At 67.9% G+C, this 24,040-nt stretch carries 14 protein-coding genes; 5 read left to right on the top strand and 9 right to left on the bottom strand.

The features are described 5' to 3' along the window. The first annotated feature begins 35 nt into the window (after window positions 1-35). The gene (locus tag I6B53_RS02655; protein WP_216764723.1) at window positions 36-3,599 is read left to right on the top strand and encodes a bifunctional proline dehydrogenase/L-glutamate gamma-semialdehyde dehydrogenase; all 3,564 of its coding nucleotides are present in this window, start codon (window positions 36-38) and stop codon (window positions 3,597-3,599) included. A gap of 155 nt (window positions 3,600-3,754) precedes the next feature. Here I6B53_RS02655 and I6B53_RS02650 read toward each other — a convergent pair whose 3' ends face one another. The 7 genes from I6B53_RS02650 to I6B53_RS02620 form a co-directional block, all read right to left on the bottom strand. Further along, window positions 3,755-4,735 carry a VOC family protein gene (locus tag I6B53_RS02650; RefSeq protein WP_216764722.1) on the bottom strand — a complete coding sequence of 327 codons (981 nt, stop codon included), beginning with the start codon at window positions 4,733-4,735 and terminating at the stop codon, window positions 3,755-3,757. Window positions 4,736-4,896: 161 nt separating this feature from the next. After that, window positions 4,897-5,823, bottom strand: coding sequence for a succinate--CoA ligase subunit alpha (gene sucD, locus I6B53_RS02645; RefSeq protein ID WP_216764721.1), 927 nt, complete (start codon window positions 5,821-5,823; stop codon window positions 4,897-4,899). Window positions 5,824-5,850: 27 nt separating this feature from the next. Continuing rightward, on the bottom strand, window positions 5,851-7,020 hold the full coding sequence (sucC, locus tag I6B53_RS02640) for an ADP-forming succinate--CoA ligase subunit beta (RefSeq protein ID WP_216765302.1): 1,170 nt from the start codon (window positions 7,018-7,020) through the stop codon (window positions 5,851-5,853). A gap of 163 nt (window positions 7,021-7,183) precedes the next feature. Beyond that, on the bottom strand, window positions 7,184-9,982 hold the full coding sequence (locus I6B53_RS02635; protein WP_216764720.1) for an ATP-dependent helicase: 2,799 nt from the start codon (window positions 9,980-9,982) through the stop codon (window positions 7,184-7,186). Between the two features lie 106 nt (window positions 9,983-10,088). Next, window positions 10,089-11,579, bottom strand: coding sequence for a DUF1846 domain-containing protein (locus tag I6B53_RS02630; protein WP_216764719.1), 1,491 nt, complete (start codon window positions 11,577-11,579; stop codon window positions 10,089-10,091). 209 nt (window positions 11,580-11,788) lie between these two features. Beyond that, window positions 11,789-12,439 (bottom strand): response regulator transcription factor, encoded by a 651-nt coding sequence (locus I6B53_RS02625; protein ID WP_216765301.1) that lies wholly within the window; start codon window positions 12,437-12,439, stop codon window positions 11,789-11,791. Between the two features lie 2 nt (window positions 12,440-12,441). Beyond that, on the bottom strand, window positions 12,442-13,860 hold the full coding sequence (locus tag I6B53_RS02620) for a PspC domain-containing protein (RefSeq protein WP_367880391.1): 1,419 nt from the start codon (window positions 13,858-13,860) through the stop codon (window positions 12,442-12,444). Window positions 13,861-14,126: 266 nt separating this feature from the next. Here I6B53_RS02620 and I6B53_RS02615 point away from each other — a divergent pair, with 266 nt between their 5' ends. Together I6B53_RS02615 and I6B53_RS02610 are read left to right on the top strand one after the other, a co-directional pair. Further along, window positions 14,127-15,959 (top strand): PspC domain-containing protein, encoded by a 1,833-nt coding sequence (locus I6B53_RS02615; protein ID WP_216764718.1) that lies wholly within the window; start codon window positions 14,127-14,129, stop codon window positions 15,957-15,959. 14 nt (window positions 15,960-15,973) lie between these two features. After that, window positions 15,974-16,489 carry a hypothetical protein gene (locus I6B53_RS02610; protein ID WP_216764717.1) on the top strand — a complete coding sequence of 172 codons (516 nt, stop codon included), beginning with the start codon at window positions 15,974-15,976 and terminating at the stop codon, window positions 16,487-16,489. Between the two features lie 112 nt (window positions 16,490-16,601). On the opposite strand, the gene I6B53_RS02605 is transcribed toward I6B53_RS02610, so the two are convergent. Continuing rightward, window positions 16,602-20,318 (bottom strand): alpha-L-fucosidase, encoded by a 3,717-nt coding sequence (locus tag I6B53_RS02605; protein WP_216764716.1) that lies wholly within the window; start codon window positions 20,316-20,318, stop codon window positions 16,602-16,604. A 269-nt stretch (window positions 20,319-20,587) separates the two neighbouring features. Beyond that, on the bottom strand, window positions 20,588-22,429 hold the full coding sequence (gene metG / locus I6B53_RS02600; RefSeq protein ID WP_216764715.1) for a methionine--tRNA ligase: 1,842 nt from the start codon (window positions 22,427-22,429) through the stop codon (window positions 20,588-20,590). A 299-nt stretch (window positions 22,430-22,728) separates the two neighbouring features. On the opposite strand from metG, the gene I6B53_RS02595 reads away from it, so the two are divergent. Together I6B53_RS02595 and I6B53_RS02590 are read left to right on the top strand one after the other, a co-directional pair. Further along, window positions 22,729-23,313 carry an isochorismatase family protein gene (locus tag I6B53_RS02595; RefSeq protein WP_216764714.1) on the top strand — a complete coding sequence of 195 codons (585 nt, stop codon included), beginning with the start codon at window positions 22,729-22,731 and terminating at the stop codon, window positions 23,311-23,313. Between the two features lie 91 nt (window positions 23,314-23,404). Continuing rightward, window positions 23,405-23,992 (top strand): hypothetical protein, encoded by a 588-nt coding sequence (locus I6B53_RS02590; RefSeq protein WP_216764713.1) that lies wholly within the window; start codon window positions 23,405-23,407, stop codon window positions 23,990-23,992. The last annotated feature ends 48 nt before the right edge of the window (window positions 23,993-24,040 follow it).

Here is a 24,040-nt window from a genome sequence, read left to right as displayed (position 1 = left end):
AAATCCTCCGGAGCCGAAACGAAGGGAAAGTCACAATGACCACCTCCGCCACGAGCGACCCCTCCCCCACCACCCCCACGGACTTCCAGGCCGTCGTCGACCGCGCCGTGGCCACCGCCAGCAGGTGGGCGGAGGCCTCCAACAAGTTCCCCATCGACCCTGCGGCGAAGCTCCTGGCCGGCGTCCTCGACGACGAGGGAGGCCTCGACTACACCGTCTCCTTCGTCGACGGCGTGGTGCGCCCCGAGGACGTCGACGTGGCCGGACGCCACCTCACCGAGATCGGCGACCTCAACCCGAGGTTCCTGCCCTGGTTCCTGCGCACGCCCGCCCTCGTCGGAGGCAAGGCCAGCCGATTCGCCCCCAAACTCACCGTCCCGGTGGCCCGCAAGGTCTTCGCGCGCCTGGTCGGCGACCTCGTGGTGGATGTCACCGACGCCAAACTGGGGCCCGCCATCTCCCGACTCAAGGCCGACGGCGCACGCCTGAACGTCAACCTGCTGGGCGAGGCCGTCCTGGGCGACACCGAGGCCGCCAAGCGCCTGGCCGACACCCGCCGGCTGCTCGAACGCCCCGACATCGACTACGTCTCGCTGAAGGTTTCGGCCGTCACCGGCCCCCACAACCCCTGGGGGTACGAGCAGGTCGTCGAACACGCCGTCAACCAGCTGCTTCCCCTGTACCAGTACGCAGCCGCCGCCGGGAACAAGTTCATCAACCTGGACATGGAGGAGTACCGAGACCTGCACCTGACCATCGACGTCTTCAAGCGGATTCTTGATCGCGACGAGCTGCTCGGCCTGGAAGCCGGCATCGTCTTGCAGACCTACCTGCCGGACGCGCTGGACGCCATGAAGGATCTTCAGGAATGGGCCGCCGCCCGCCGAGCCCGAGGTGGCCAGCGCATCAAGGTTCGCGTGGTCAAGGGAGCGAACCTGGCGATGGAGCGCGTGGACGCCTTGATGCACGGCTGGCCGATGACCACGTGGGAGTCCAAGCAGGCCACCGACGCCAACTACGTGCGCATGCTCGACTGGGCGATGACTCCCCAGCGCGTGGAAAACGTGCGCCTGGGCGTCGCCGGGCACAACCTGTTCACCGTGGCCGCCGCCTGGGAGCTGGCGGGCGAGCGCGGGGTGCGCGAGGGCGTCGAGATCGAGATGCTCTCCGGCATGGCCACCCAGCAGGCTGCAGCCGTGCGCGAGGACGTGGGCAACCTGCTGCTCTACGTTCCCGTGGTCAACCCGGAGGAGTACGACGTGGCCATCGCCTACCTGGTGCGCCGCCTGGAGGAGAACGCCGCGGACGAAAACTTCATGGCGTCCATCTTCGACATCGGCACCAACCCCGCCTCCTTCGACAAGGAGAAGCAGCGTTTCCTCGATGCGGTCGACCAGATGCGCAGTGAGGGGTTCTCACGCGTGGGCCCGAACCGTCTCCAGGACCGGAGCGCCGAGACGCCGGAGGACCTTGCCGCCCCGCTCAAGGACCGGGGCGGCCACTGGCGCTTCGACAACACCGCCGACTCCGACCCCTCCTTGCCCGCCAACCGAGCGTGGGCCGGCGCCATCGCCGCGCGGATCCCGACGTCCACGTTGGGGGTGGACTCGATCACGAAGGCGACCGTCTCCACGAAGTCGGCGCTGGTCAAGGTCGTCGACACGGTTCACGAGGCCGCCGAGGCGTGGGCGGCCCTGCCTGCCGGCGAGCGGGCCGAGATCCTGCACCGGGCCGGCGTGGAGATGGGCCGACGCCGCGCGGACCTCATCGAGGTGGCGGGCTCGGAGCTGGGCAAGTCGCTGGACCAGGCGGATGTGGAGGTTTCCGAGGCCATCGACTTCGCCCACTACTACGCAGAGCAGGCGCTTGCCCTGGAGAAGCTGGACGGCGCCGAGTTCACTGCGGTTCGAGTGACCCTGGTGACTCCGCCGTGGAACTTCCCCATTGCGATTCCTGCCGGAGGCGTGCTGGCCGCCTTGGCGGCCGGCTCCGGCGTGATTCTCAAGCCGGCGTCCGTGGCCAAGCGCTGCGGCGCCCTGGTGGCCGAGTGCCTGTGGGCGGCCGGTGTGCCCAAGGAGGTCCTGGCGCTGGTCAGCGTGGGAGAGCGTTCACTGGGCAAGCAGCTGGTCACCCATCCGAAGGTGGGCCGTGTGGTCCTCACGGGCGGCGCGGAGACCGCCGAGCTCTTCCGTTCCTGGGACCCGACGCTGCGCATCATGGCGGAGACCTCCGGCAAGAACGCCATTGTCATCACGCCTTCGGCGGACCTGGACCTGGCGGTCAAGGACGTCGTGTACTCCGCATTCGGGCACGCGGGCCAGAAGTGCTCGGCCTGCTCCTACGTGATCCTGGTGGGGTCGGTCGGTTTCTCGCGTCGGGTCCACGACCAGCTGTTGGACGCGGTGCGTTCACTTCATGTCGCGTGGGCGGATGACCTGTCGGCGCAGATGGGCCCCCTGTCGACCCCGCCGGGAGACAAGCTGTTCAAGGGTCTGACCTCATTGGAGGCGGGCCAGAAGTGGGAGCTGCAGCCCAAGCCCTTGGACGACACGCAGCGACTGTGGAGCCCCGGCATCCGATCCGGTGTGCAGGTCGGCTCCGAGTACCACCTGGTGGAGTACTTCGGTCCAATCCTGGGCGTCATGAGGGTCGACACATTGGAAGAGGCGATCGCCGCCCAGAACATGACCGACTACGGGTTGACGGCCGGCCTGCATTCACTGGACCCGGACGAGATCAACCTGTGGTTGGAGAAGGTCCAGGCCGGCAACGTCTACATCAACCGGGGAATCACCGGCGCGATCGTGCGTCGCCAGCCCTTCGGCGGGTGGAAGCGTTCTGTCGTCGGCGAGGGTGCGAAGGCGGGTGGTCCGAACTACCTGTTGGGCTTCGGCGAGGTCACCTCGGCGCCCCTGTCGACCTCCGAGCCGGTGACGGTGTCGAAGCCGCAGCTCAAGGCGCTGTTGGATGCGGCTGCTGCGACGCTGTCGGGCGATGCGATGGCCTCGCTCAGAGCAGCGGCAGCGGCCGACGAGCGCGCATGCGCCCAGGAGTTCGACGTCTTGCACGATCCGAGCGCCATTCCGGTCGAGCGGAACCTGCTGCGCTACGTACCCACCGCGGTGACGATCCGCGCTGGGGCCGACGCCGAGCTCGGGCAGGTCCTGCGGGTGATCTCGGCCGGCCTTGCAACCGGATCCTTCGTGGGTTCGGGCACCGGGGCGCTGCGCTCGATCCCCGGCGGCGGGGTGACGGAGGCGACACTGACGGTGTCGACGGCCAATCCGTTGCCGGGCGCGGTCGATGCGACTCTGCGCGGCATGGGAGTGGTCATCCGTCAGGAGTCGGCCGAGCAGTTCCACGCCGGTCTCAAGGCCTCGGCCAAGGGGTTGGACGAGCGGATCAGGGTCATTGGCGAGGACGGGGACGCAGTGCGTCGCGCGGTCGAGGGCTCGATCGACGTGGCCGTGTGGGACTCACCGGTGACGAATGCCGGTCGGGTCGAGATCCTGCCCTTCGTCCATGAGCAGGCCGTGTCGATCACCAACCACCGCTTCGGCAATCGCACGCCGTTGACCACGAAGGTGCTGATGGGCTGAGCCCGGCGGCGGGCAACGGTTGGGGTGGCCGGCGAGGACCGACCACCCCAACCGCCGTCAAAGCACCTGACGAACCGGCCGGCTGCCCGCCCCCGCACCGCCCGGCCGCTCCCTGAGTGCCTGCCAGTTCCCCATGCACGACCCCACGGGAAGCATCAGGCGAGTTCAGCCAGGGCCGCGATGTCGATTTTCTTCATCTGTTGCATGCGCGCCATGGCTCCGGGCGCCTGAAGCAGTTCATGGATGTTGTTCGGAGCGACCTGCCAGCTGAGTCCGAAACCGTCCTGCATCCATCCACAGACCTCCGTGTCCGGGTCGGCGCTCATGGTCCACACATGGTCGACCTGTTCCTGCCCCACTGCCTTGACCAGCATTGACGAGCCCATGTTCAACGGCATGTCCAGCTCCACACCCGTGTCCATGTAGGCCACGTGGGTTCCCCCGAGCAGGGCCTCGGAGAACATGACCCGCACGTCCGGACCCGGTTCGGCGCCCACAGCGCCGACCTCGCGCTCACCACCGACTCCGGCCACTCCGGCCCGACTCCCCTGCCCGGGGTAGGGCGCCGCATGCCCCAACCCGGTCATCTCCGGGGCGACACCGGCGAAGACCTGGGCATGATCGGCCCTGGCGCGCAGTGCGGTGGCGGTCTCGAGGCGGTCGAACATGAGGCTCGGAGTGAGGAACGGGCGCGGTTCACCCGCCGGATCGGTGAGCATGAGCTGCCAATGAACACCGAAACGGTCCTTGACCCAGCCGTACAGGGGCGAGTGCGGGTAGGCCTGGAGCGGCATGAGCACTTCTCCCCCATCCGACAGCCCTTGCCAGACACTGCGCAGGTACTCGTCGGCACCCGGCAGCACGCCCGGGTCGAAATTGGTGAGCAGGCTGAGGGCGCCGGTCGGGCGAAGGGATCCTCCGCCGTCGAGAAGGTTGAGGGTGCTTCCGTGGATCGTGAGGTCAGCGGCGACGATCGCTCCCGCCGGGTCCGGCTGGAGGATCCCTTCGACGCGCGAGTCCGTGAACAGGGCACGGTAGGTCTCCAGGGCGTCAGCGATCCGGTCTCCGATGCAGAAGCTGGGCATCACCTGGATCTTCGTGGTGTCGGACTGCGGCATTGACGGGTAGGTGGTCATGGTCGCCTCTTCTCGTTCTGGGCAGCTCGCTGATTGTCGGCCGCAGGGTGAGTGCGCGGGGGCGGTGTCCGCCCCTGTGCGCCCCACAGTGTCCCACAACCAGGGCCACGCCCCGGGCAAGGGGTACAGGCCATCGACCCGTGGGGGCCGTCTCACAGGCGTCAACCCAACTTGGCCAGCTCCTCGCGCGCCAACAGCGCGGTCTGCGAAGGGGTCCGGCCCACGCGCACACCGACAGCCTCCAAGGCTTCGGCCTTGGCGGAAGCCGTGCCCGCCGAGCCTGACACGATCGCGCCCGCATGCCCCATGGTCCTGCCTTCAGGAGCAGTGAAGCCTGCGACGTATCCGACGACCGGTTTGGTCATGTTCTCGCTGATCCACTTGGCTGCGCGCTCCTCGGCATCGCCGCCGATCTCGCCGATCATGACGACCAGGTCGGTGTCGGGGTCCTTCTCGAAGGCCTCCAGGGCATCGATGTGCGTGGTGCCGACGACCGGGTCGCCCCCGATGCCGATGCAGGTGGTGAAGCCGATGTCACGCAGCTCGAACATCATCTGGTAGGTGAGTGTGCCCGACTTGGACACCAGTCCGATTCGGCCCGGGCCGGTGATGTCGGCCGGAGTGATGCCCACGTTGGACTGGCCGGGGCTGATGATGCCCGGGCAGTTCGGGCCGATCAGGCGAGTGCCCTTGGCCAGGGCTCGGGCGACCACTGCCGTCGAGTCGGCCACGGGAATGCCTTCAGTGATGACGACGACCAATTCGATCCCGGCCTCGATGGCCTCCAGTGCCGCGTCCTTGGCGAAGGCCGGTGGGACGAAGATGACGGAGACATTGGCGCCGGTGGCGGCGCGCGCCTCGGCCACCGTGCCGTGGACGGGCACCTCGACGGGGCCATTGACCACACGGTCGGCGGCCGGACCGTAGCCCTCCACCTGGAAGGTGACGGAGGTTCCGGCCTTGCGCGGGTTGACGCCGGCGACCACCTTCGTGCCGGCGGAGAGCATGCGGGTGGTGTGCTTGACGCCCTCGGACCCGGTCATGCCCTGGACGATGACGCGCGAGTCGGCGTTGAGGAAGATCGACATGTCAGTTCTCCTGTTCCTTGTCGCGGGTCACTTGGCGGCCAGTTCGGCGGCGAGGCGCGCGGCGCCGTCCATGGTGTCGGACATGTGGACCAGCGGGTGGGCGGCTGCGGCCAGGATGGCGCGACCTTCCTCGACCTTGTTGCCGTCGAGGCGCACGACCAGCGGCTTCGTGGCCGCCTCCCCCAGGGTTTCGAGGGCGCCGACCACACCTTTTGCCACCTGGTCGCATGCGGTGATGCCGCCGAAGACGTTGACGAAGCAGCAGGTGACCTGGTCGTCGCCGAGGATGATCTCCAGGCCCTTGGCCATGACCTCGGCCGAGGCGCCGCCTCCGATGTCCAGGAAGTTGGCGGGTTTGACGCCCAGGTCCTGTCCGCTCAGGGCGACGACGTCCAGGGTGGACATGACCAGTCCGGCGCCGTTGCCGATGATTCCGACCTGCCCTTCCAGGCGCACATAGTTCAGACCTGCGGCTTTGGCCATGGCCTCGCGCGGGTCCTCGGTGCGGGTGTCGACCAGGGTCTCATGCGCGCTGTGCCGGAAGCGCGCGTTGTCGTCCAGGGAGATCTTGCCGTCCAGGGCAAGGACGTCGCCCGTGTCGGTGGTGACCAGCGGGTTGACTTCGACCAAGGTGGCGTCCTCGTCCCGGTAGGTTTCCCACAGGAGGACGAGGACGGGGGCGATGCGTCCAGCCAGGTCGGTGTCGAATGCCGCCTGGTCCAGGATGGTCAGCGCGACGTCGTGGTCGATGCCGACGTCCGGGTCGAGGCCGTACTTGACCAGGGCCTCGGGGCGTTCGACGGCGAGCGTCTCGATGTCCATGCCGCCTTCCTTGGAACACATGGCCAAGTGCTGGCGGTTGGCGCGGTCCAGGAGGATCGAGAAGTAGTATTCCTCGGCGATTTCGGCGCCGGCGGCAATGAGGATGGTGTGGACCGTGTGCCCCTTGATGTCCATGCCGAGGATCGCCTCGGCCTTCTCGCGAGCCTCGGCGGGGGTCCGGGCCAGTTTGACGCCGCCGGCCTTTCCGCGGCCACCGGTCTTGACCTGCGCCTTGACGACCAGCAGATCCGTTGCGGCGAGCAGCTCGGCTGCGGCCTTTTCGGCCTCGTCGACGGTGGTGGCGCAGATGCCGGGAAGGACAGGAACGCCGTGCTGGGAGAACATTTCCCGTGCCTGGTACTCGTAGAGGTCCACCTCGTGTCCCTTCATGGGTCGTTCTGGGTTCGGCGACGTCACGCAGAACTGCTCGACGTCGAGACATCCAGAGTCAGGCTACCGCCCCGATGGGCCGTTCGTCCCGGTTCCGGGCAGGGGCGTTTCACGCAGGGCGCCCCGCCTCGCGCCCCGAGACGCCCCCTCAGATCTTCTCCATTGGTGCCATGCGCACCAGCAAGCGCTTCTCGCCTGCGGAGAAGGCGACCTTGACGACCATCCGGGGTCCGCCGCCCTCGACCCCCAGGACGGTTCCTTGGCCCAGGGTCCGGTGCAGGACACGGTCGCCGGGCGCCAAGGACAGAAGACCCTCACCTGCCTCGCCAGTGGAGGATCCTCCGCCGGCAGCGCCAGCCCCTGTGCCGTCGGCGCCATTTCCCTTCGGGGAGGAAGGCGAAGTCAAGGGCGAAACTGCCGCCTTGTTCACCTCGGAGGCTCGCGGCGCCAGACCGAAACCCGACTTCATGGACGTGCTGCCGGTGCGCCTGCCGGTGCCGGCGCCGATGACGGCACCGGTGTCTTCCTCCCCCCAGGGGTCGCGTCCGGTGGAGCGCACACTCCACCCACCGGCCCCACTCGACGATCCGCGGCCGTAGGAACTGCCGTGTCCCCCGGAGTAGCCGTGGCCGGCGCGCGCGCGGTCCATGGCGGTGGCTTCGCGCCGGACCTCCACCAGTTCTACGGGGATGTCGTCGAGGAAGCGCGAAGGTGGCATCTCCACCGGGGTTCCCCATGCGCTGCGCAGCGCGGCCCGCGTGAGGTAGAGACGCTGGCGGGCGCGCGTGATGGCGACATACGCCAGGCGGCGCTCCTCGGCCAGTTCGCTGGCCTGGCCAAGGCTGCGCTGGTGGGGGAAGGTGCCGTCCTCCATGCCGGTGACGAATACCGTGGGGAACTCAAGGCCCTTGGCGGTGTGCACGGTCATGAGGGTCACTTGTCCGCTGCGTGCGTCCTCGGCGGGCACCTGGTCGGAGTCGGCCACCAGGGCGACGCGTTCGAGGAAGTCCACCAGGGTCGACTCCGGTGCTGCGGTGACGAAGTCCTTGGCGACGGTGTGGAGTTCGGCGAGGTTCTCCACCCGGGAGGCGTCCTGCGGGTCCTCGCTGCGTCGCAGCTCCGCGAGGTAGCCGGTGCGGTCGAGGATCTCTTCGAGGACGTCGGCTGCCGCTCCCCCGCCTTGGTCCAGTGTGCGGCAGACCTCCAGCAGGCCCCAGAAGGCGGCGACGGACTTTTGCGCCCGGGGTGAAAGCCCCAGGACCTCGAAGGCGGTACCTTCCTCCTCGTTCTCGCCAGGGCGCGGTTGCACCTGCTCGCCGGTGGCGTCACTGATGCCTTCGCCGAGCGGACGCCCCTGTGCGATCCACACGTGCCGCAGCGCCTGCCCGAAGGAGATCCCGTGACTGTCGGCGTGGGCCACCAGGGCTTGTTCCGCCTTAGCGCCGATGCCGCGGCGCGGGACGTTGAGGATGCGGCGCAGGGCCACCGTGTCGTCGGGGTTGGAGACGGCCTGCAGGTAGGCCAGTGCGTCCTTGATCTCACGCCTCTCGTAGAAGCGTGTGCCCCCCACCACCCGGTAGGGGATGCCTTGGCGGACCAGCAGTTCTTCAAGTGCGCGCGACTGGGAGTTGGTCCGGTAGAAGACGGCGATGTCACCCCAGTCGGAGTCGTGTGCGGCCAGGCGGTCGATCTCGGAGACGACGAAACGCGCCTCGTCCCTGTCGGAGTCGGCGGCGTCCATGACGATCAGTGCCCCGTCGCCGGAGGCGGTCCACAGGTTCTTCGGGCGGCGCCCCTCGTTGCGGGCGATGACGGCATTGGCGGCGGACAGGATGTTCTGGGTGGAGCGGTAGTTCTGTTCCAGCAGGATGGTGCGTGCTCCGGTGAAGTCGCGTTCGAATTCCTCGATGTTTCGGATGGTGGCGCCGCGGAAGGCGTAGATGGACTGGTCGGAGTCGCCCACGACGGTCAGTTCGGCCGGGGCCACCCCGTCAGCCCCGGTGCCGACAAGCTGCCTGACCAGCACGTACTGGGCGTGGTTCGTGTCCTGGTACTCGTCGACCAGGACGTGACGGAATCGCCGGTGGTAGTGCTCGGCCACGGCGGGGTTGTCCTGCAGCAGCTGCACGGTGCGCATGATGAGGTCGTCGAAGTCCAGGGCGTTGGCCTGCCAGAGGCGCTTCTGGTATTCGACGTAGGCGGAGGCCACGACCTTCGACACGGGGTCGTTCGGGGCGCAGTCCGCGTACTGGGCAGGGCCCACCAGTTCGTTCTTGAGGTCCGAGATGCGCGCGGCGACCAGTTTGACGCTGAATCGTTTGACGTCGACGTCGGCGGCCTTGAGGACCATCTGGATCAGGCGCTGCGAGTCCTGCGCGTCGTAGATGGTGAAGGTGCTGGTCAGGCCGGCCGCCCGGTGTTCACTTCGCAGGATGCGCACGCAGGCGCTGTGGAAGGTCGACACCCACATGCGGCCGGCATTGGGGCCGACCAGCGCTGCGACTCTCTCGCGCATCTCGGCGGCGGCCTTGTTGGTGAAGGTGATTGCCAGGATCTGGCCCGCGCGGGCACGCCCGGTGGCCAGCAGGTGGGCGATGCGGTGGGTCAGGACGCGGGTCTTTCCCGATCCTGCGCCGGCCATGATGAGCAGAGGTGCTCCTTGGTGGATGACGGCCTCACGTTGTCGGTCGTTGAGCCCCTTGAGCAGGTCCTCCGGATCCGCTCCGGCGGCTCGTCCCCCGTGCGGGTGGTGTCCGTGGGATGAGGGCGGGGCCTCGCTGCGCGCCGAGGTGGCCCCGGGCAGGCCGTAGGCGGTTTCGTCGAGCACGGGCAGGGTGTCGGAGACGCCCTCGTCCTCGTCGAAGGCGGGCGCGTCGGCGGGCACGTACCCGTCCTCGTCCCACACGGGCAGGCCGAGGTCGGGCAGCGCAGTGAAGTCCTCGTTCATCAGGACAACCCTAGCGCCGGGCGCCCACACCTCCGGGTGCCGATCATGATCGACGGATTTCGGTTTCCTCCGGGTCGGCCGGCGGAGAACTCCCTGAACCGCGCAGTCAACGCTTCTTGTACAGGCCCTTGGTGGCGTACACCGGCTCGGAAGTCACCTGGATGCCCAGGGAGCGGAAGATCCCCTCGTCCACCGAACCCAGGATCGTCGAGGCGTGCACATCGCACCCACGCAGCTCTCCCAGCGACTCCAGGGCCTTGCGGGCGTTCGCGTCGCCGTTGGCCGACACCGCCAAAGCGATGAGCACCTCGTCGGAGTGCAGGCGCGGGTTCTTCGAACCCAGGTGGGTCGTCTTGAGGCGCTGGATGGGTTCGATCGATTCGGGCGCCAACAGGTTGACCTCCGGGTCGATGCCTGCGACGACCTTGAGGGCGTTGAGCAGCATGGACGAGGAGTTGCCCAGCAGGGCCGAGGTCTTGCCGGTGATGATGCGCCCGTCCGCCAATTCGATTGCCGAGGCCGGGGCCTTGGTCGACTTGGCCAGTTTCCTGCAGGGCACCACCGTGGGCCGGTCCTCCACCGTGATGCCCAGGGAGGTCATGAGCAGGGCGATGCGTTCGGACTGTGTGGGCTCGGCAAGCTCCTTCTTCTCCTGGACCAGCGCCCGGTAATAGCGACGGATGACTTCTTGTTTCGAAGCCTCACGGCAGGCCTCGTCGTCGCAGATGGACAGTCCCGCCATGTTCACGCCCATGTCGGTGGGACTCTGGTAGGGGGATTCGCCGAGAATCTCGGTGAACAGCCGGGACAGCACCGGGAAGATCTCGACGTCGCGGTTGTAGTTCACCGTCTGCTCGCCATGGGCGGCCAGGTGGAAGGGGTCGATCATGTTGACGTCGTCCAGGTCGGCGGTGGCGGCTTCGTAGGCGACGTTGACGGGGTGGTCCAACGGCAGGTTCCAGATGGGGAAGGTCTCCCACTTGGCGTAGCCGGAGCGGATTCCTCGCTTGTGGTCGTGGTACATCTGCGACAGGCAGGTCGCCATCTTGCCCGAGCCGGGACCCGGAGCGGTGACGACGATCAGGTCCCTGCTGGTCTCGATGTAGTCGTTGCGCCCGTAACCCTGGTCGGAGACAATGCGTGCCACGTCATTGGGGTATCCGGGGATCGGGTAGTGGCGGTGGACGCGGATGCCCAGGCGTTCGAACTTGCGTTTGACGGACTTGGCTTCGCGGTTGTCGTCCGCCCACTGGGTGATGACCACGCTGCCGACCAGCAGGCCACGGTCCCGGAAGGCGTCGATGTGGCGCAGGACCTCGTCCTCGTAGGAGGTCCCCAGGTCGGCGCGGACCTTGCGCCTCTGGAAGTCGCGGGCGTTGACGGCGACGATGATCTCGACCTCGTCGGCCAGTTCGGCCAGCATGACGACCTTGTTGTCGGGGGTGAATCCGGGCAGCACCCTGGAGGCGTGCATGTCGTCGACCAGTTTGCCGCCGAACTCCAGGTAGAGCTTTCCGCCGAACTGGGTGCGGCGCTGTGCGATGTGCTGCGCCTGCAACTCGAGGTACTTCCGGCGGTCGAATCCGATCCTGCGCACGTGCACTCTCCGTCCCTGCGGGGACCTCTCCCCGCACGGACCTCGATCCTATCGCGCACCGGAATGCACCCCAGCGAATCGCCACGGCCCGGTCATGTATGAGTCAACACATTTCCCTGTAGATGTCACGAAAGCGTGCCCCCGGCTTTCCGAGCCACGACCGGAACACGCCGCTCCCACACCCTCGGCCCCGCCGCCCGACGACCCCGTCAGACGATGTGCCTCTGCATCGCCCAGCGGGTCAACTCATTGCGGTTGGACAACTGAAGTTTGCGCAGCACGGCGGAGACGTGCGTCTCGACGGTCTTGATCGAGATGAACAGTTCCGAGGCCACTTCCTTGTACGTGTACCCTCGGGCGATCAGACGCATGACCTCTTGCTCGCGAATCGACAGCAGGTCCAATTCGTCGTCGGCGGCGGCCACCATCGCCGTGCCGAAGGCATCCAGGACGAAACCGGCCAGGCGCGGGCTGAATGCCGCATCACCGCCCGCCACACGCCCAATGGCTTCGACCAGGTCCGGGGTGGAGATCGACTTGGTGACGTACCCGCGAGCGCCCGCACGGATGACGGCGACGACGTCCTCGGCGGCATCCGAGACGGACAGGGCCAGGAATCGCAGGCCCTCGACGTCCTGGCAGCGGCTGGCGACCTCGGCCCCTCCCCCACCCATTCCGCCGGGCAGGTGCACGTCGAGCAGGGCGACATCGGGACGCAGCTCATGGCAGGCGGCAACGGCGCCGTCGACGTCAGCGGCTTCTCCGACGACGACAAGGTCAGCGCCTGAGCCTTCGATCTCGGCGCGCACGCCCGCGCGCACCATCGGGTGGTCGTCGATGACGAGGATCCTCACGGTCATGGTCATACCTCCTGTGTGGCGACGGGGGGTTTCTGGTGGGCGGGAGCCCCTCCGGTGGGGGCAGGTCCGAAGGATGCAGATCCCACAGGACTCGAGTATGCGGTCGGTGCGGCCCCGGGCGCCGATTCGGCGCGTCCGGGCGCCGCCAAGGACAGGTGGACCTCGGTACCGGGGTCCAGGCGCCTGATGGTGGCGCATCCACCGGCCCTTCCCATTCGCCCGATGATCGACCCGCGTACTCCGTGACGGTCCTCGGGAATCGTGGCGATGTCGAAGCCGGGCCCGCGGTCCTTCACATAGGCGTCCACTGCCCCGTGGCGCGCTTCGACGTACACGGTGACGGGCGGGGCGCCGTGTCGCACCGCGTTCTTCGCGGCTTCTGCAGTGGCGGCGACGAGGGCGAGTTCGGCGGGTCCCGGTTCGACGTCGCCGACAGTGACCAATTCGACGGGCACTCCGTGCGTGCTCTCCACCTGGTCCAGGGCCTCGCGCAGTGCCTGGGCAAGGGAGGTGGCGGCCTCGTGCCTGCCGGTGTACAGCCAGGCCCGGAGTTCACGCTCCTGGGCCAGCGCCAGTGCGCGCACACGCGAGGGCTCCTCGGCGCCGGCACGAATCAGGGTCAGGGTCTGCAGCACGGAGTCATGCAGGTGGGCGGCGATTTCGGCGCGTTCGGCGTCGCGGACCTGTTGGACGCGTGAGGCGTTGCGTTCTCGACTGGCGCGCAACCACAGGGGCATGACGGCCACCATCATTCCGCCGATGAGGACTCCGCCGACCACGCCTCCGCGCAGCAGGGCGTCGGCCGGGTCGCCGCCGAAGACCAGCAGTGCCAGACCGCCGAGGACCGAGATGAGACCCGCAGCCACGGAGGCGACGAAGTCCGGCGACTTCATGTCCAGGGCACGTCCCGCCTGGCTCCACACCAGGAGGATGCCGAAGACCAGCAGAACCGCGGACAGGATGTCGCGCTGGTTGCCGGCGGACAGTCGCAGCAGGGCGAAGAGCAGCGCCGCCAGCACCAGCGCCGCCACCCCCGCCGTGAGCAGCCGGTTGCGTTCGGTGATCCGCTCACGTTCGGAGTCCCGAGTCCGAAGGCCCGCACCCAGCAGGCCCGCTTCGGCCCGGCGTTCCTCATAGCGGTCGGCGGGGACCATGATCCACAGCCACAGGTAGAGCAGCACCGAGATGCCCAGAGCCAGTCCTGTCACGACGAAGGCTCCACGTATCCATGTGGCGGACACGCCCAGGTGCCGCGCCAGGCCCGCACAGACTCCCGCCGCCCACGGAGTGGCCATGTCCGGGGAACCTGCCGTCGCCCTCCGCAGGGGAGGGCGGGAGTGTCGCGGTTCGGGGCGGACCCAGTCATTGGCCGGGTCGGCAGTGGCGGCGAGGGCGGTGCGGGGAGCGGTGTAGAGGGGCACGTGGGTGCCAGACCCTGTCAGCGGCGGGGGTTGCGGGGTTGCCTCAGGTGAGGAGGGCGGAGCCGACGCCATTTCGGGGGCAGGACCCCAATGCGGTGCCTCCGAGGCGCCATTCGCCTCTGGTTCCACAGCACGGCCATTCGCTTCCATGGTCCCCATCCTCCCACCCTCGGCGCCCTCGTCCCCGAGGTCCACGGGTCCAATCAGGGGGCGATCAGGGGGACACCCCATGTCGCCGGGGCGCCTCCTGCGGGCACAGTGGTGACATGGACACGAACACTGCGCACCCTGGCGCTTCCGACTGGCGCACGCAAGGCGGCCCGGCCGCTGCAGGGCCGGCCCACTCCGCGGCCCCCCCGCCCCAGGCGGGTGCCGCACCCGCCGACCCGAACTTCCACGCCCACACGCCCCACGCATCGCAGGGCCCCCGCCCCACTGGATTCTTCAACTCGCTGCGATACTCGGGCTGGTACCGATCCGAGCACCGGGTCTTCGGTGGAGTGTGCACCGGCATCGCCGAACACTTCGGATGGGATCCGATCCTGGTCCGTGGCCTCACGGTGATTCTCACACTGGTCCTGTCCCCGGTCGCCATCCTCTACGCGCTGGGGTGGATATTGCTGCCCGCCCAGCGTGACGGGCGGATCGCCCTCGAAACCCTCACGCACGGGGACTTCGAGGCCTCGCACCTGGGAGCCGCGATTCTCCTGCTGGCCGGACTCACGGGGACGACCTCGTTCCTGTCGGCAACCCTGTCCTCGGGCGGGCTCCTGCTGCTGCCCGGCGCATTCGTCCTGGCCGTCCTCGTCGTGGTGGGCGTCGCCCTCTACTTCGCCTTCGACGGCGGTTCACGCACCCCTGTTCCCACTCCCTCGCCCCCCCTCGGAGGTACTGTGCCCCCCACCCAGCGCCCAGCGGGCCCCGTCGGCGCCATGCCGGCGCACAACCCGAACACACACCCCGCGCCCGCAGCCCACGGGGCGGCGCCCATGGCCGGACCCGCCCATCCGGTTCCCGGCGGCCCCACTGCCCCTGGCGCACCGGCCCCGGGTGCCGCCGCCATGCGCGGCGCATCCGGCGTGTACGGTGCACCCGCCATGCACACCATGCCCGCCGTGCCCCCCGTCCACCGGGGCGTCCCGGGACCGCAGGCCTGGGCGACTGCCCCAGGGCCGGCCGCCCCGACGCCGGTCGCCTGGGTCCCGCCGCGGCCGGCCATCGTGACCCCGCGAGTGGTCCCGACCTCGTGGAACCTGGCGGTCACAGGTCTGGTCGTACTGCTCATCGCCCTCACCTTCCTCGGCGTCCGCCTCTCGGTCGACCAATTGAACGCCGGCATGGGCCCATTGGCGCCCTTCGGGTGGAACCTGCCCGGCCAGTTGATCCTGGTCGGCGGTGGCCTGTGCCTGCTGGTCGTCGCCGTGGCAATGCTGATCGCCGCAGTCAAGGACCGTGGGGCAGGTTGGCTGATCGCCCTGTCGGTCTTCGGCATGATGCTGGCCGGATCCACATTGCTCATCGGTGCGGGCTCTTTGCAGTCCCCGCACTTCGTCGAGACCGGCGGCCTGCACGACTTCGAGTCCGCCATCACCTCCCGCGTCGACGCCGACTGGACGGATGAAGAGATCCACACCGCAGTCGTCACCGACGACCTGGTTCTGGACCTGTCGACCGCCCCCAGTGACCTTGACAGGGAGATCACGATCCGTGGCGCCGCAGTCGACAATCTGCGCGTGTTCACCCGCGTGAGCATGCCGGTGCGAATCGTGGCGCACACGGTCGTCGACTCTGTCACCATCACCGACTCCGATGGCGTCACTGCTTCCAGGGCGAACGAGGTCGCCGCCACCCCGAACGGGGCCACCGTGTGGCATTCGGCCACCTGGCGCGAGGGCCGGGGGATCACCGTCCACGTGTGGCCCTTCGTTGATTCGCTGGACGTGACCCTGATCGGCGACGAGGAGGCCTCACCCGCCCCCTTGACCGACGCGCCGTCCGAACCGACCACCCCTGACCGGACCCGACCTGGTCACACGGACCAGTCCCAGTCGACTCGCACGACCTCGCGTGGCGATGCTGCGCAGTCCACCGGACGCTGAAGGAGGAACACACGATGAGCACCAAGAAGACCCCCGATCCGACCACCGAGGACTCCGTGCGCACAGAGGCCGCCACCACGGAACTGCACGTGGACGCGACCACGGAGTTGGCGTCCATGGGGCACGACGAGACGCCGGTCGTCGAAGCGAGCAGCGAAATGGCATCGGCCGCACCCGATCGAACGCCCCTCACCGAGGCGACACCAGCGGCAAGTGCAGGCGCAACCACCGAAACTGCTTCTTCGGCCGCCTCCTCGTCCGCAGCCATGCCGGCGGCACCCGCCCCTGCTTCGGCCCCCTCCACCGTCAAGGTCGAGGCACCGGTGTCCCGACCGGAAGCCCCCGCACGCGGCATCCGCGTGGGCCAGGCCCTGTGGGCATCGGTCGTCCTGCTGACCGGGCTGCTGCTCATCGGCACGGCTTTCCTGCAGCACGTCGACCTGCCGATGATCCTCATCTCCATGGTCGCAGCCTTGGGTGTGGGCCTGATCGTCCTGGCCCTGTTCGTCGGACGTGCGAAGAAGGGCTGAGCCGAGTCACTTCCCTGACCCTTGCAGTCTGCTCGGCATCACGCTTCCAGGACGCCAGGAGCCCCCTCCCGCAGCGGGAGGGGGCTCCGATTCGTGAGGCGCAGTGCGCCGCTCACCTCTGGCGGCGTCGAGAGGCCACCCTCAAGATGGCGCCGCCGGCGATCAGGGTCAGGCACAGGCCCACCGTCAACACCGACTCGGCACCGGTCTCAGCCAGGATGCCCTTGCCACTGGGCTTCGACGTCGACTTCGGATCAGTCGGCTTGCTCGGATCAGCGGGCTTGTTCGGATCGGCCGCAACCGAACGGATGGTCAGCGGGATCTCCGTGGTGCCACTGGTGGGCGTTTGGACCACCAGGCGGTGGGCGCCGACCGGGAAGTCGGTCGGGACCTTCCACACCAAGGACGCGGTGCCATCGGGCCCGGCCTCGACCGTGCCGATGACCACCGGATCGGAGTGGACCGAGACCGTCGCCGTCTCACCAGGCTTCATCCCGGAGATCCGCACCACCAGCTCCTTGCCCACGGTCACGGTGACGGGCTCGGCTGTCACCTTCAGGCCCGGCGCCGGGTCGGGATTCGGCTTCGGGTCCGGGTTGGGCTTGGGGTCGGGATTCGGCTTCGGATCCGGGTTCGGCTGGGGATCCGGGTTCGGCGGGGTGGCAGGCTTCATGGCCACGCGCAGCGGCGCCGAGTCGACTGTTCCGGCCCTGTTCTTGGCCACCAGGCGGTGCAGGACGGCCTGCGTGTCCTCCGAGGCAGTGACGGTCAACGTCGCACCGGTCTTGCCATCGAGGTTGGTCCAGTCGTCCTCGCCGCCGGAGACCGGGCGGGTCTGCCACTGCAGTTCGGGTGCAGGGAAACCCTTGACGGTGGCCGAGAGCTCGACTTCGGTGTCCTTGTCCACCGTGACCTTCTGCCAGGCGCCGTCGTCCGCCGGTTCCACGACGGCGCCGCCGGCCTTGGCGCTGATCGCCGAGACCGTGGGCGGGTCGTTGACCGTCAGTGCCACTGGATCCGAGGTGTCACTGCCCGCCGAGTTGGTCGCCACCACGCGGACGGCGGCGTCATCGTCCTCGACTGCGACGGTCATGGTGAAGGCCTGACCGGTCTGGTCGGCGACATCGACCCAGGTGCCACCCTTCTGCTTCTGCCACTGCAGGGTCGGAGCGGGTTGTCCGTCGGCAGTGGCGGTGAAGGTCACCGTCGTTCCGGGGCGCACGGTGGCGCGCCCGTCCTTCAGCACGAAGTCGGACTCGGGATCGCCCGTGGCCGAGATCGACACGCTCGGCTCAGTGGGGGCCTCGATGACCTCGACCTCGGCCAGGTTCAACTCCGTGAGGGAGCCGGGCAGGGCCACGCGAACCCAGCGGGCTTCGAATCCGCCGAAGTCGACGGTCGACGGGTAGGCACCCTTGCCCTCGACCTTGATGACCTTGTAGGTGTCTCCGTCCTTGACTCCTGCGGCCGCGCGGGCGGCCAAGTCGTCCATGGACATCTCGTCGGGCAACTTGTCGGCCGAGGCGATGACGTAGAAGTCGCGCAAACGTTCGGAGCAGGGTACGCCGGAGCAGTCGTCGCTCTCAGCGCGGTTGAACACGTTCACCGTGCCCACTGCGTAGGTGTCCTCCAGGTCGACCTCCCACCAGGGGTTGTCCTGAGGGGCGGTGCCGGACACGGACGAGTTCTCCCATTCACCGTCGGTGTTGCCGTCGTTGGCGCGCGAGGCCGCTCCGCCCAACCAGCCCTCGGAGGACTGGCGTGCGGGCTTCTTCAGCGCCAGGTTCACCACCGGCTCGGTGACGGTCAGCAGGGCTTCGGACGAGGTCGCCTTGCCTTCCGCATTCGTGGCCTCGACGTAGAACTTGACGCCGTCATCGGCCTTCGTCGAGGTGATGGTGTACGAGGTCGAGGTTTCGCCCTTGATGGCGCTCTTCGTACCGTCGCGTCCCACCCGGTACCACTGGTAGGTGGGGCGAGGACGTCCGGAGGCGCTTGCCGTGAAGGTCGCCTCGTCGCCCTCGACCACGGTGGCGTCCTGCGGTTGCACGGTGAATTGCGGAGCCACTTGGGCAATGCCGTCCTTGTAGCCGGTGATCTTGATCGAACCGAACTTCAGACCCAGCCCATCAGTGTAGTAGACGGGCTTGGCCTGCTTGATGCTCACGCGGGTGACCTGATTGGGCAGCAGGGTGAAACCGGAGAGCGGGCCTTGCGAGAGCTCGGCCCCGGTGACTTCCACGGTCTTGTCGCCGAAGGTCACGGCATAGGTGGTGTCGGCCTTGAGGCCCTCGACTCCGGAGAACTCGACCTCGACGTCACGGTAGGTGACGCCGGCGCGGTCCACCACCCACGCGTCGGCGAAACTCTTGGCTTGGCCGGTGCCGGTGGTGCGCAGGGCGATGTTCTTGGCCTCGACGGTGCCGGCTCCCTGGGTCAGTTCAAGCGTCTGGGTGGGAACCATGCGCGGTTCGCCCTCCAGGTCGACACGGACCACGGAACGCAACTTGTCGGGGGCGTCCCCCTTGAGCGTGACGGTGAGGTCCAGGCCGTTGCGCGTGTGGTCAAGAGCAGTGCCGACTCCGTCGATGGTGACAGAGGTGACCTTGTTGGCCAAGCCCTTCAGGGTCAGCTGGGCCCCCTCCTTCCACGAGGTCGGGAACAGGAACAGCGAATTGCCCTTGCCGGTGACCGCACCCCAGGACTGGTTCGGGAACCACGTGGCGCGGGCCCCGTCGATGGCGTCGGGGTGGCGGGTGTGCCACGCCGCCAACTCGTCCAGAACCTTCTGGTCGAAGGGGTCGAAGGAGCCGTCACCCTTGGGGCCGATGTTGAAGGCGAAGTTGCCGTCGTTGGAGACGACCTTGACCAGGTCGTTGATGGCGGCTCTGGCGTTGGGAAGGATCCGGTCCTCGGCGCGGTTGGCGCGCCCGTCGACACAGTAGGACCAGCAGGCCGGGAAGATGGAGCGGATCGACTCCCAGGGACCCAATGTGAAGGAGCCGTGGACCGCGTTGTCGCCGCCGACCTCGAAGTCACCCTTCTTGTTCCACACGCGCGAGTTGACCACGGTGGTCTCGGGCTGCAGTTCGTGGACCTTGTCGGCCATCTTCTGCGACTGTTCGGCGGTGGGGCCGCCCATGTCGAACCAGAACTCGGCAATCGGACCGTAGTTGGTCATCAGCTCGGTGATCTGGGCCAGGTTGTACTGCAGGTGTTCGTCGGTGATCGGGTTCTGGTTGCCCCACGGCTCTGGCTCGTGCTTCTCCCAGTCGATGATGGAGAAGTAGAAGGCGAGCTTCATGTCGACCTTCGCACATTCGTCCGCCAGCTGCTTCATCGGGTCCTTGCCGAAGGCAGTCTGCTTGACCACGTTGTAGTCGGTGGTCTTGGTGTCCCACATGGCGAAGCCGTCGTGATGCTTGGAGGTGATCATCACGTACTTCATGCCGGCCTTCTTGGCGGTGCGGCACACGTGCGCGGCGTCCCACTTGTCCGCGGTCATCTTCGACGCCTGTGCCAGGTAGTCGCTGCGCGGGATCTTCTCCCATGCCTTGATCTGCTCGGGGTAGCCCATGTGCTGGGGCTTGCCCTTGTACATGCCTTCGTACATCGAGTAGACGCCCCAGTGCATGAACAGGCCGAATTGCAGGTTCTGCCAGGCGGCGATGCGCGGGTTGGACGAGGTCTCCACCAGTGCCGGGGTTCCCTGGACGTCGCCGACGGCCAGGTCGGCCGTCGACGGGGAGGCCAGCGCCGGCGAAAGGGCTCCTCCCGAAATGAGCAGTGCCGCTGTGGCGGCACCACCCAGGATTCGTCGCGCGAGCATACGGCGAATCTCCTTCCGTGTCTGTGCGATGGGTGCGGACGTCAGCGTCCGTCAGGGGCCTCTCCTGCGAAGCCCTCGTACATGCTATGTGTGGGCCTCGGACACGAATTCACACTTCGCAGGTCAACGCCACCCGGATGTGCCCACGACGATCCTCGCCATCGGCCGGCATGCGACCTTGGACCTAAAACGCAATCAACTTTCCGGTCAATTTACCAGGTCAGAGGCCATTCGCACCACCCCGTGGCCTCGATGGAGGGAGCGCGCCCTCAGGCCCCGGTGACGTCGTCGGGGACCATGTCGGCGTATCGTGCCAACTCCTCTTCGACGATGGACTCATCCAGCTTGGTGAACACCGGAGTCGGCTTGGCAATGGGAGTGCCCACCACCACGTCGCGACGCGCCCACGCGGGGAAGCCGGAGTAGTCGCCGGTGATGATCGGGTAGCCGCTGCGCCCCTCGAAGGCGGCGGGCAGCACCTGCGGGTCCAGCTCCTCGACCTCTTCGATGCGGGGCATTGGGGCCACGTCGCCCGCACCACCCATGACGGCGTCCACCGCATTGGCGGCGTGCGGCAGGAAGGGGCTGAGCATGAGGTTCAGGTCGGACACCGCCTGGGCCAGGACCCACAGGACGGTCGCCAGGCGTTGCTGCTGCTCAGGAGCCTTGAGCTTGAAGGGCTCGGTGTCGGTGACGTACTTGTTCGCCTCACCCACCAGGCGCATCGCCGCAGCCAAGGCGGCCTTTTGACGGTGGTGACGAATGAGGTCCCCGACCTCGTCGAATCCGGCGGACAGGGCGTCCAGCAGGACGCGGTCGATTTCCTCCAACTCGCCCGGGGCGGGCACTTGGCCGAACTTCTTGGCGATCATTGACGCAGTGCGATTGACCAGGTTGCCCCATCCGGCCACCAGCTCACCATTGGTGCGGCGCACGAACTCGGCCCACGTGAAGTCGGCGTCGGAGGTCTCCGGACCGGCCGCGCTGATGAAGTAGCGCAGCGCGTCGGCCTGGTAGCGCGAGAGGAAATCGCGCACGTAGATGACGATGCCGTGGCTGGAGGAGAACTTCTTGCCCTCCATGGTCAAGAACTCGCTGGAGACGACCTCGGTGGGCAGGTTGAGTGTGCCCAAGGTGCCGGGCTCGCCGCCCTTGGAGCCGCCGCCGTTGTAGCCCAGCATCTCCGCCGGCCAGATCTGCGAGTGGAAGACGATGTTGTCCTTGCCCATGAAGTAGTAGGACAGGGCCTCCGGGTCGTTCCACCACTTGCGCCACGCCTCGGGCTCGCCGCTGCGGCGCGCCCATTCAATGGAGGCCGACAGGTAGCCGATGACGGCATCGAACCACACGTACAGGCGCTTGGTGGGCTGGTCCTCCCAGCCGGGCACCGGGATGCCCCAGTCGATGTCGCGGGTCATGGCGCGCGGGCGGATGTCGTCGAGGAAATTCTTGGAGAACTTGATGACATTGGGCCGCCACGTACCGGACTTCTCGCGCTCGTCCAGCCACTGCGACAGGGCCTGGGCCAAGGCCGGCAGGTCCAGGAACCAGTGGGTGGATTCGACGAACTCCGGGGTCTCTCCATTGATTCGCGAGTGCGGGTCGATCAGGTCGGTGGGGTCCAGCTGGTTGCCGCAGGCGTCGCACTGGTCACCGCGCGCGCCGGGGGTGGAGCAGATGGGGCAGGTGCCTTCGATGTAGCGGTCGGGCAGGGTACGTCCTGTCGAGGGCGAGATCGCGGCCCGCGTGACCTGCTGGATCATGTACCCGTTGTCGCGGACGACTTCGAACATCTCCTGGACCACCGCATAGTGGTTGCCCGCAGTGGTGCGGGTGAACAGGTCGTAGGACAGGCCCAGGTTGACCAGGTCTTCGACGATGAGTCGGTTGTTGCGATCGGCCAGTTCGCGGGCTGTGACTCCCTCGCCGTCGGCCGCCACCAGGATGGGGGTGCCGTGTTCGTCGGTGCCGGAGACCATGAGGACCTCGTGTCCCGCCATGCGCATGTAGCGCGAGAAGACGTCAGAGGGGACGCCGAATCCGGCGACGTGTCCGATGTGGCGGGGGCCGTTGGCGTAGGGCCATGCGACGGCGGAGAGGATGCGGCTCATGGGGTCCCATCCTAGTCGCGCTCCGACAACCATTGACGAGGGCGGGGCCACCTGCGCCCTGCGCACTCGCGGGAGCACCTGCGGCGGTCGCGCCGCGTGCTACACGCCGGCAGGAGGCGGATCGGGTCACCCGCGACGTCGACTGTGAGGCACTGGAGGTCGCCCCTTTGCGAGGACGCCCGCACAGGACATGGGGGCGGCACGCGACTAGCGTGGGAGGCGGGGCCCGCCCCGGCCCCCGCCGGGGCGGGAAAACCCTTCCGCCCACCCGGTCCCGAGCCGCCACCGAGGAGCAACGCATGGCACGCGCACTCATCGTCGTCGACGTCCAGCCGACCTTTTGCGAAGGTGGAGCACTGCCCGTGTCCGGAGGCAACGCCAGCGCCCGACGCATCGCCTCCTACGTGGCCGCACACCGGGGCGACTACGATCTGCTGGTCACCACCCAGGACTGGCACGTGGACCCGGGCGAGCACTTCTCCGCCACCCCGGACTACGTCGACACCTGGCCCCCGCATGGCGTGGCGGACACCACCGAGGCCGAGTTGCACCCGGCTCTTGCAGACCTCGGGGCGGATGTCACCGTGAAGAAGGGACAGTACAGCGCCGCCTACTCGGGATTCGAGGGAACGACCCAGGACGGGACCACACTGGCAGAGGCCCTGCGCAGCGCCGGTGTCACCTGCGTCGACGTCGTGGGCCTGGCCCAGTCGCACTGCGTGTGCGAAACCGCCCTGGATGCTGCGGCGGAAGGCTTCCGCGTGCGCGTCCTGTCGGACCTCACCGAGCCGGTCTCCCCCGAGACCGGGGCAGCGGCCTCGATGCGCCTGGCGGAGGCCGGGATTGCCGAAGTCCTGTCGACCTCACGCGAAGGCCTGTCATGAGCGTGGCCACACCACTGGCGCCGACCCCTGCCGCACCCGCAGGTCTTCGCCACCGACCCGCAGGCCCCCATGACTGATCGGAGCAGAAGAGATGAGTGAATCGATGCCCCCCTACGGCGCTCCCGTGCCCCCGATGGGCGCGCAACGACCCGTCAAACGCGGCCCGGGACCGATGATCCTCATCGTCGCCGGCATCATCGTGGCCGTCGTCGCCTCGGTGGTCATGGCCCTGGGTCTGACGAACTTCCTCTCGGCGATGCCGAGTACGGACCTCACACGCCTGTCCACCACCGAATCCACCCAGATGAAACTCAAGGCATCGACCCTCTACGCCATCTACGCGCCTCGGAGCAGATCGGCCCAGGCCGATGCCGAATGCACCGCCGTGTCGCCGGGCGGCCTGGAGATCGTCGCAAGCGACCCCTCGGGTTCGATGACCGTGAACGGTCGTGCACAGATTCTCGAATTCACCTCCCAGGAGGCCGGCCGGTACACGATCACATGCACTGTGGCCTCCTCCTACAAGTCGACCTTGGAGATCGGTGAGGGATCGCAGCTGTCCGGGTTCGTCGGCGGGATCTTCGGGTTCGTCGGAGGAATCCTCTTCGGCATCTTCGGTTGGATCGCCGCCGTGCTCATGGTCATCGGTGGCCTCGTGTGGAAGGCGGTCCGCGCCTGATGGAGGCGGGCCCTTTGGCCGGTGCCCGTCGTCACTGACGCGCACCCG

This window comes from Schaalia sp. 19OD2882 (assembly GCF_018986735.1).
Lineage (GTDB): Bacteria > Actinomycetota > Actinomycetes > Actinomycetales > Actinomycetaceae > Pauljensenia.
Note: the sequence above shows the minus strand (reverse complement) of the source record. Positions and strands in the feature narration are given on the sequence as shown.

Excerpts from the sequence above, each read along its gene's own strand:
- I6B53_RS02655 (WP_216764723.1), top strand. The coding sequence starts at position 36 with ATGACCACCTCCGCCACGAGCGACCCCTCCCCCACCACCCCCACGGAC.
- I6B53_RS02650 (WP_216764722.1), bottom strand. The coding sequence starts at position 4,735 with ATGACCACCTACCCGTCAATGCCGCAGTCCGACACCACGAAGATCCAG.
- sucD (WP_216764721.1), bottom strand. The coding sequence starts at position 5,823 with ATGTCGATCTTCCTCAACGCCGACTCGCGCGTCATCGTCCAGGGCATG.
- I6B53_RS02635 (WP_216764720.1), bottom strand. The coding sequence starts at position 9,982 with ATGAACGAGGACTTCACTGCGCTGCCCGACCTCGGCCTGCCCGTGTGG.
- I6B53_RS02625 (WP_216765301.1), bottom strand. The coding sequence starts at position 12,439 with ATGACCGTGAGGATCCTCGTCATCGACGACCACCCGATGGTGCGCGCG.
- I6B53_RS02615 (WP_216764718.1), top strand. The coding sequence starts at position 14,127 with ATGGACACGAACACTGCGCACCCTGGCGCTTCCGACTGGCGCACGCAA.
- I6B53_RS02610 (WP_216764717.1), top strand. The coding sequence starts at position 15,974 with ATGAGCACCAAGAAGACCCCCGATCCGACCACCGAGGACTCCGTGCGC.
- I6B53_RS02605 (WP_216764716.1), bottom strand. The coding sequence starts at position 20,318 with ATGCTCGCGCGACGAATCCTGGGTGGTGCCGCCACAGCGGCACTGCTC.
- metG (WP_216764715.1), bottom strand. The coding sequence starts at position 22,429 with ATGAGCCGCATCCTCTCCGCCGTCGCATGGCCCTACGCCAACGGCCCC.
- I6B53_RS02595 (WP_216764714.1), top strand. The coding sequence starts at position 22,729 with ATGGCACGCGCACTCATCGTCGTCGACGTCCAGCCGACCTTTTGCGAA.
- I6B53_RS02590 (WP_216764713.1), top strand. The coding sequence starts at position 23,405 with ATGAGTGAATCGATGCCCCCCTACGGCGCTCCCGTGCCCCCGATGGGC.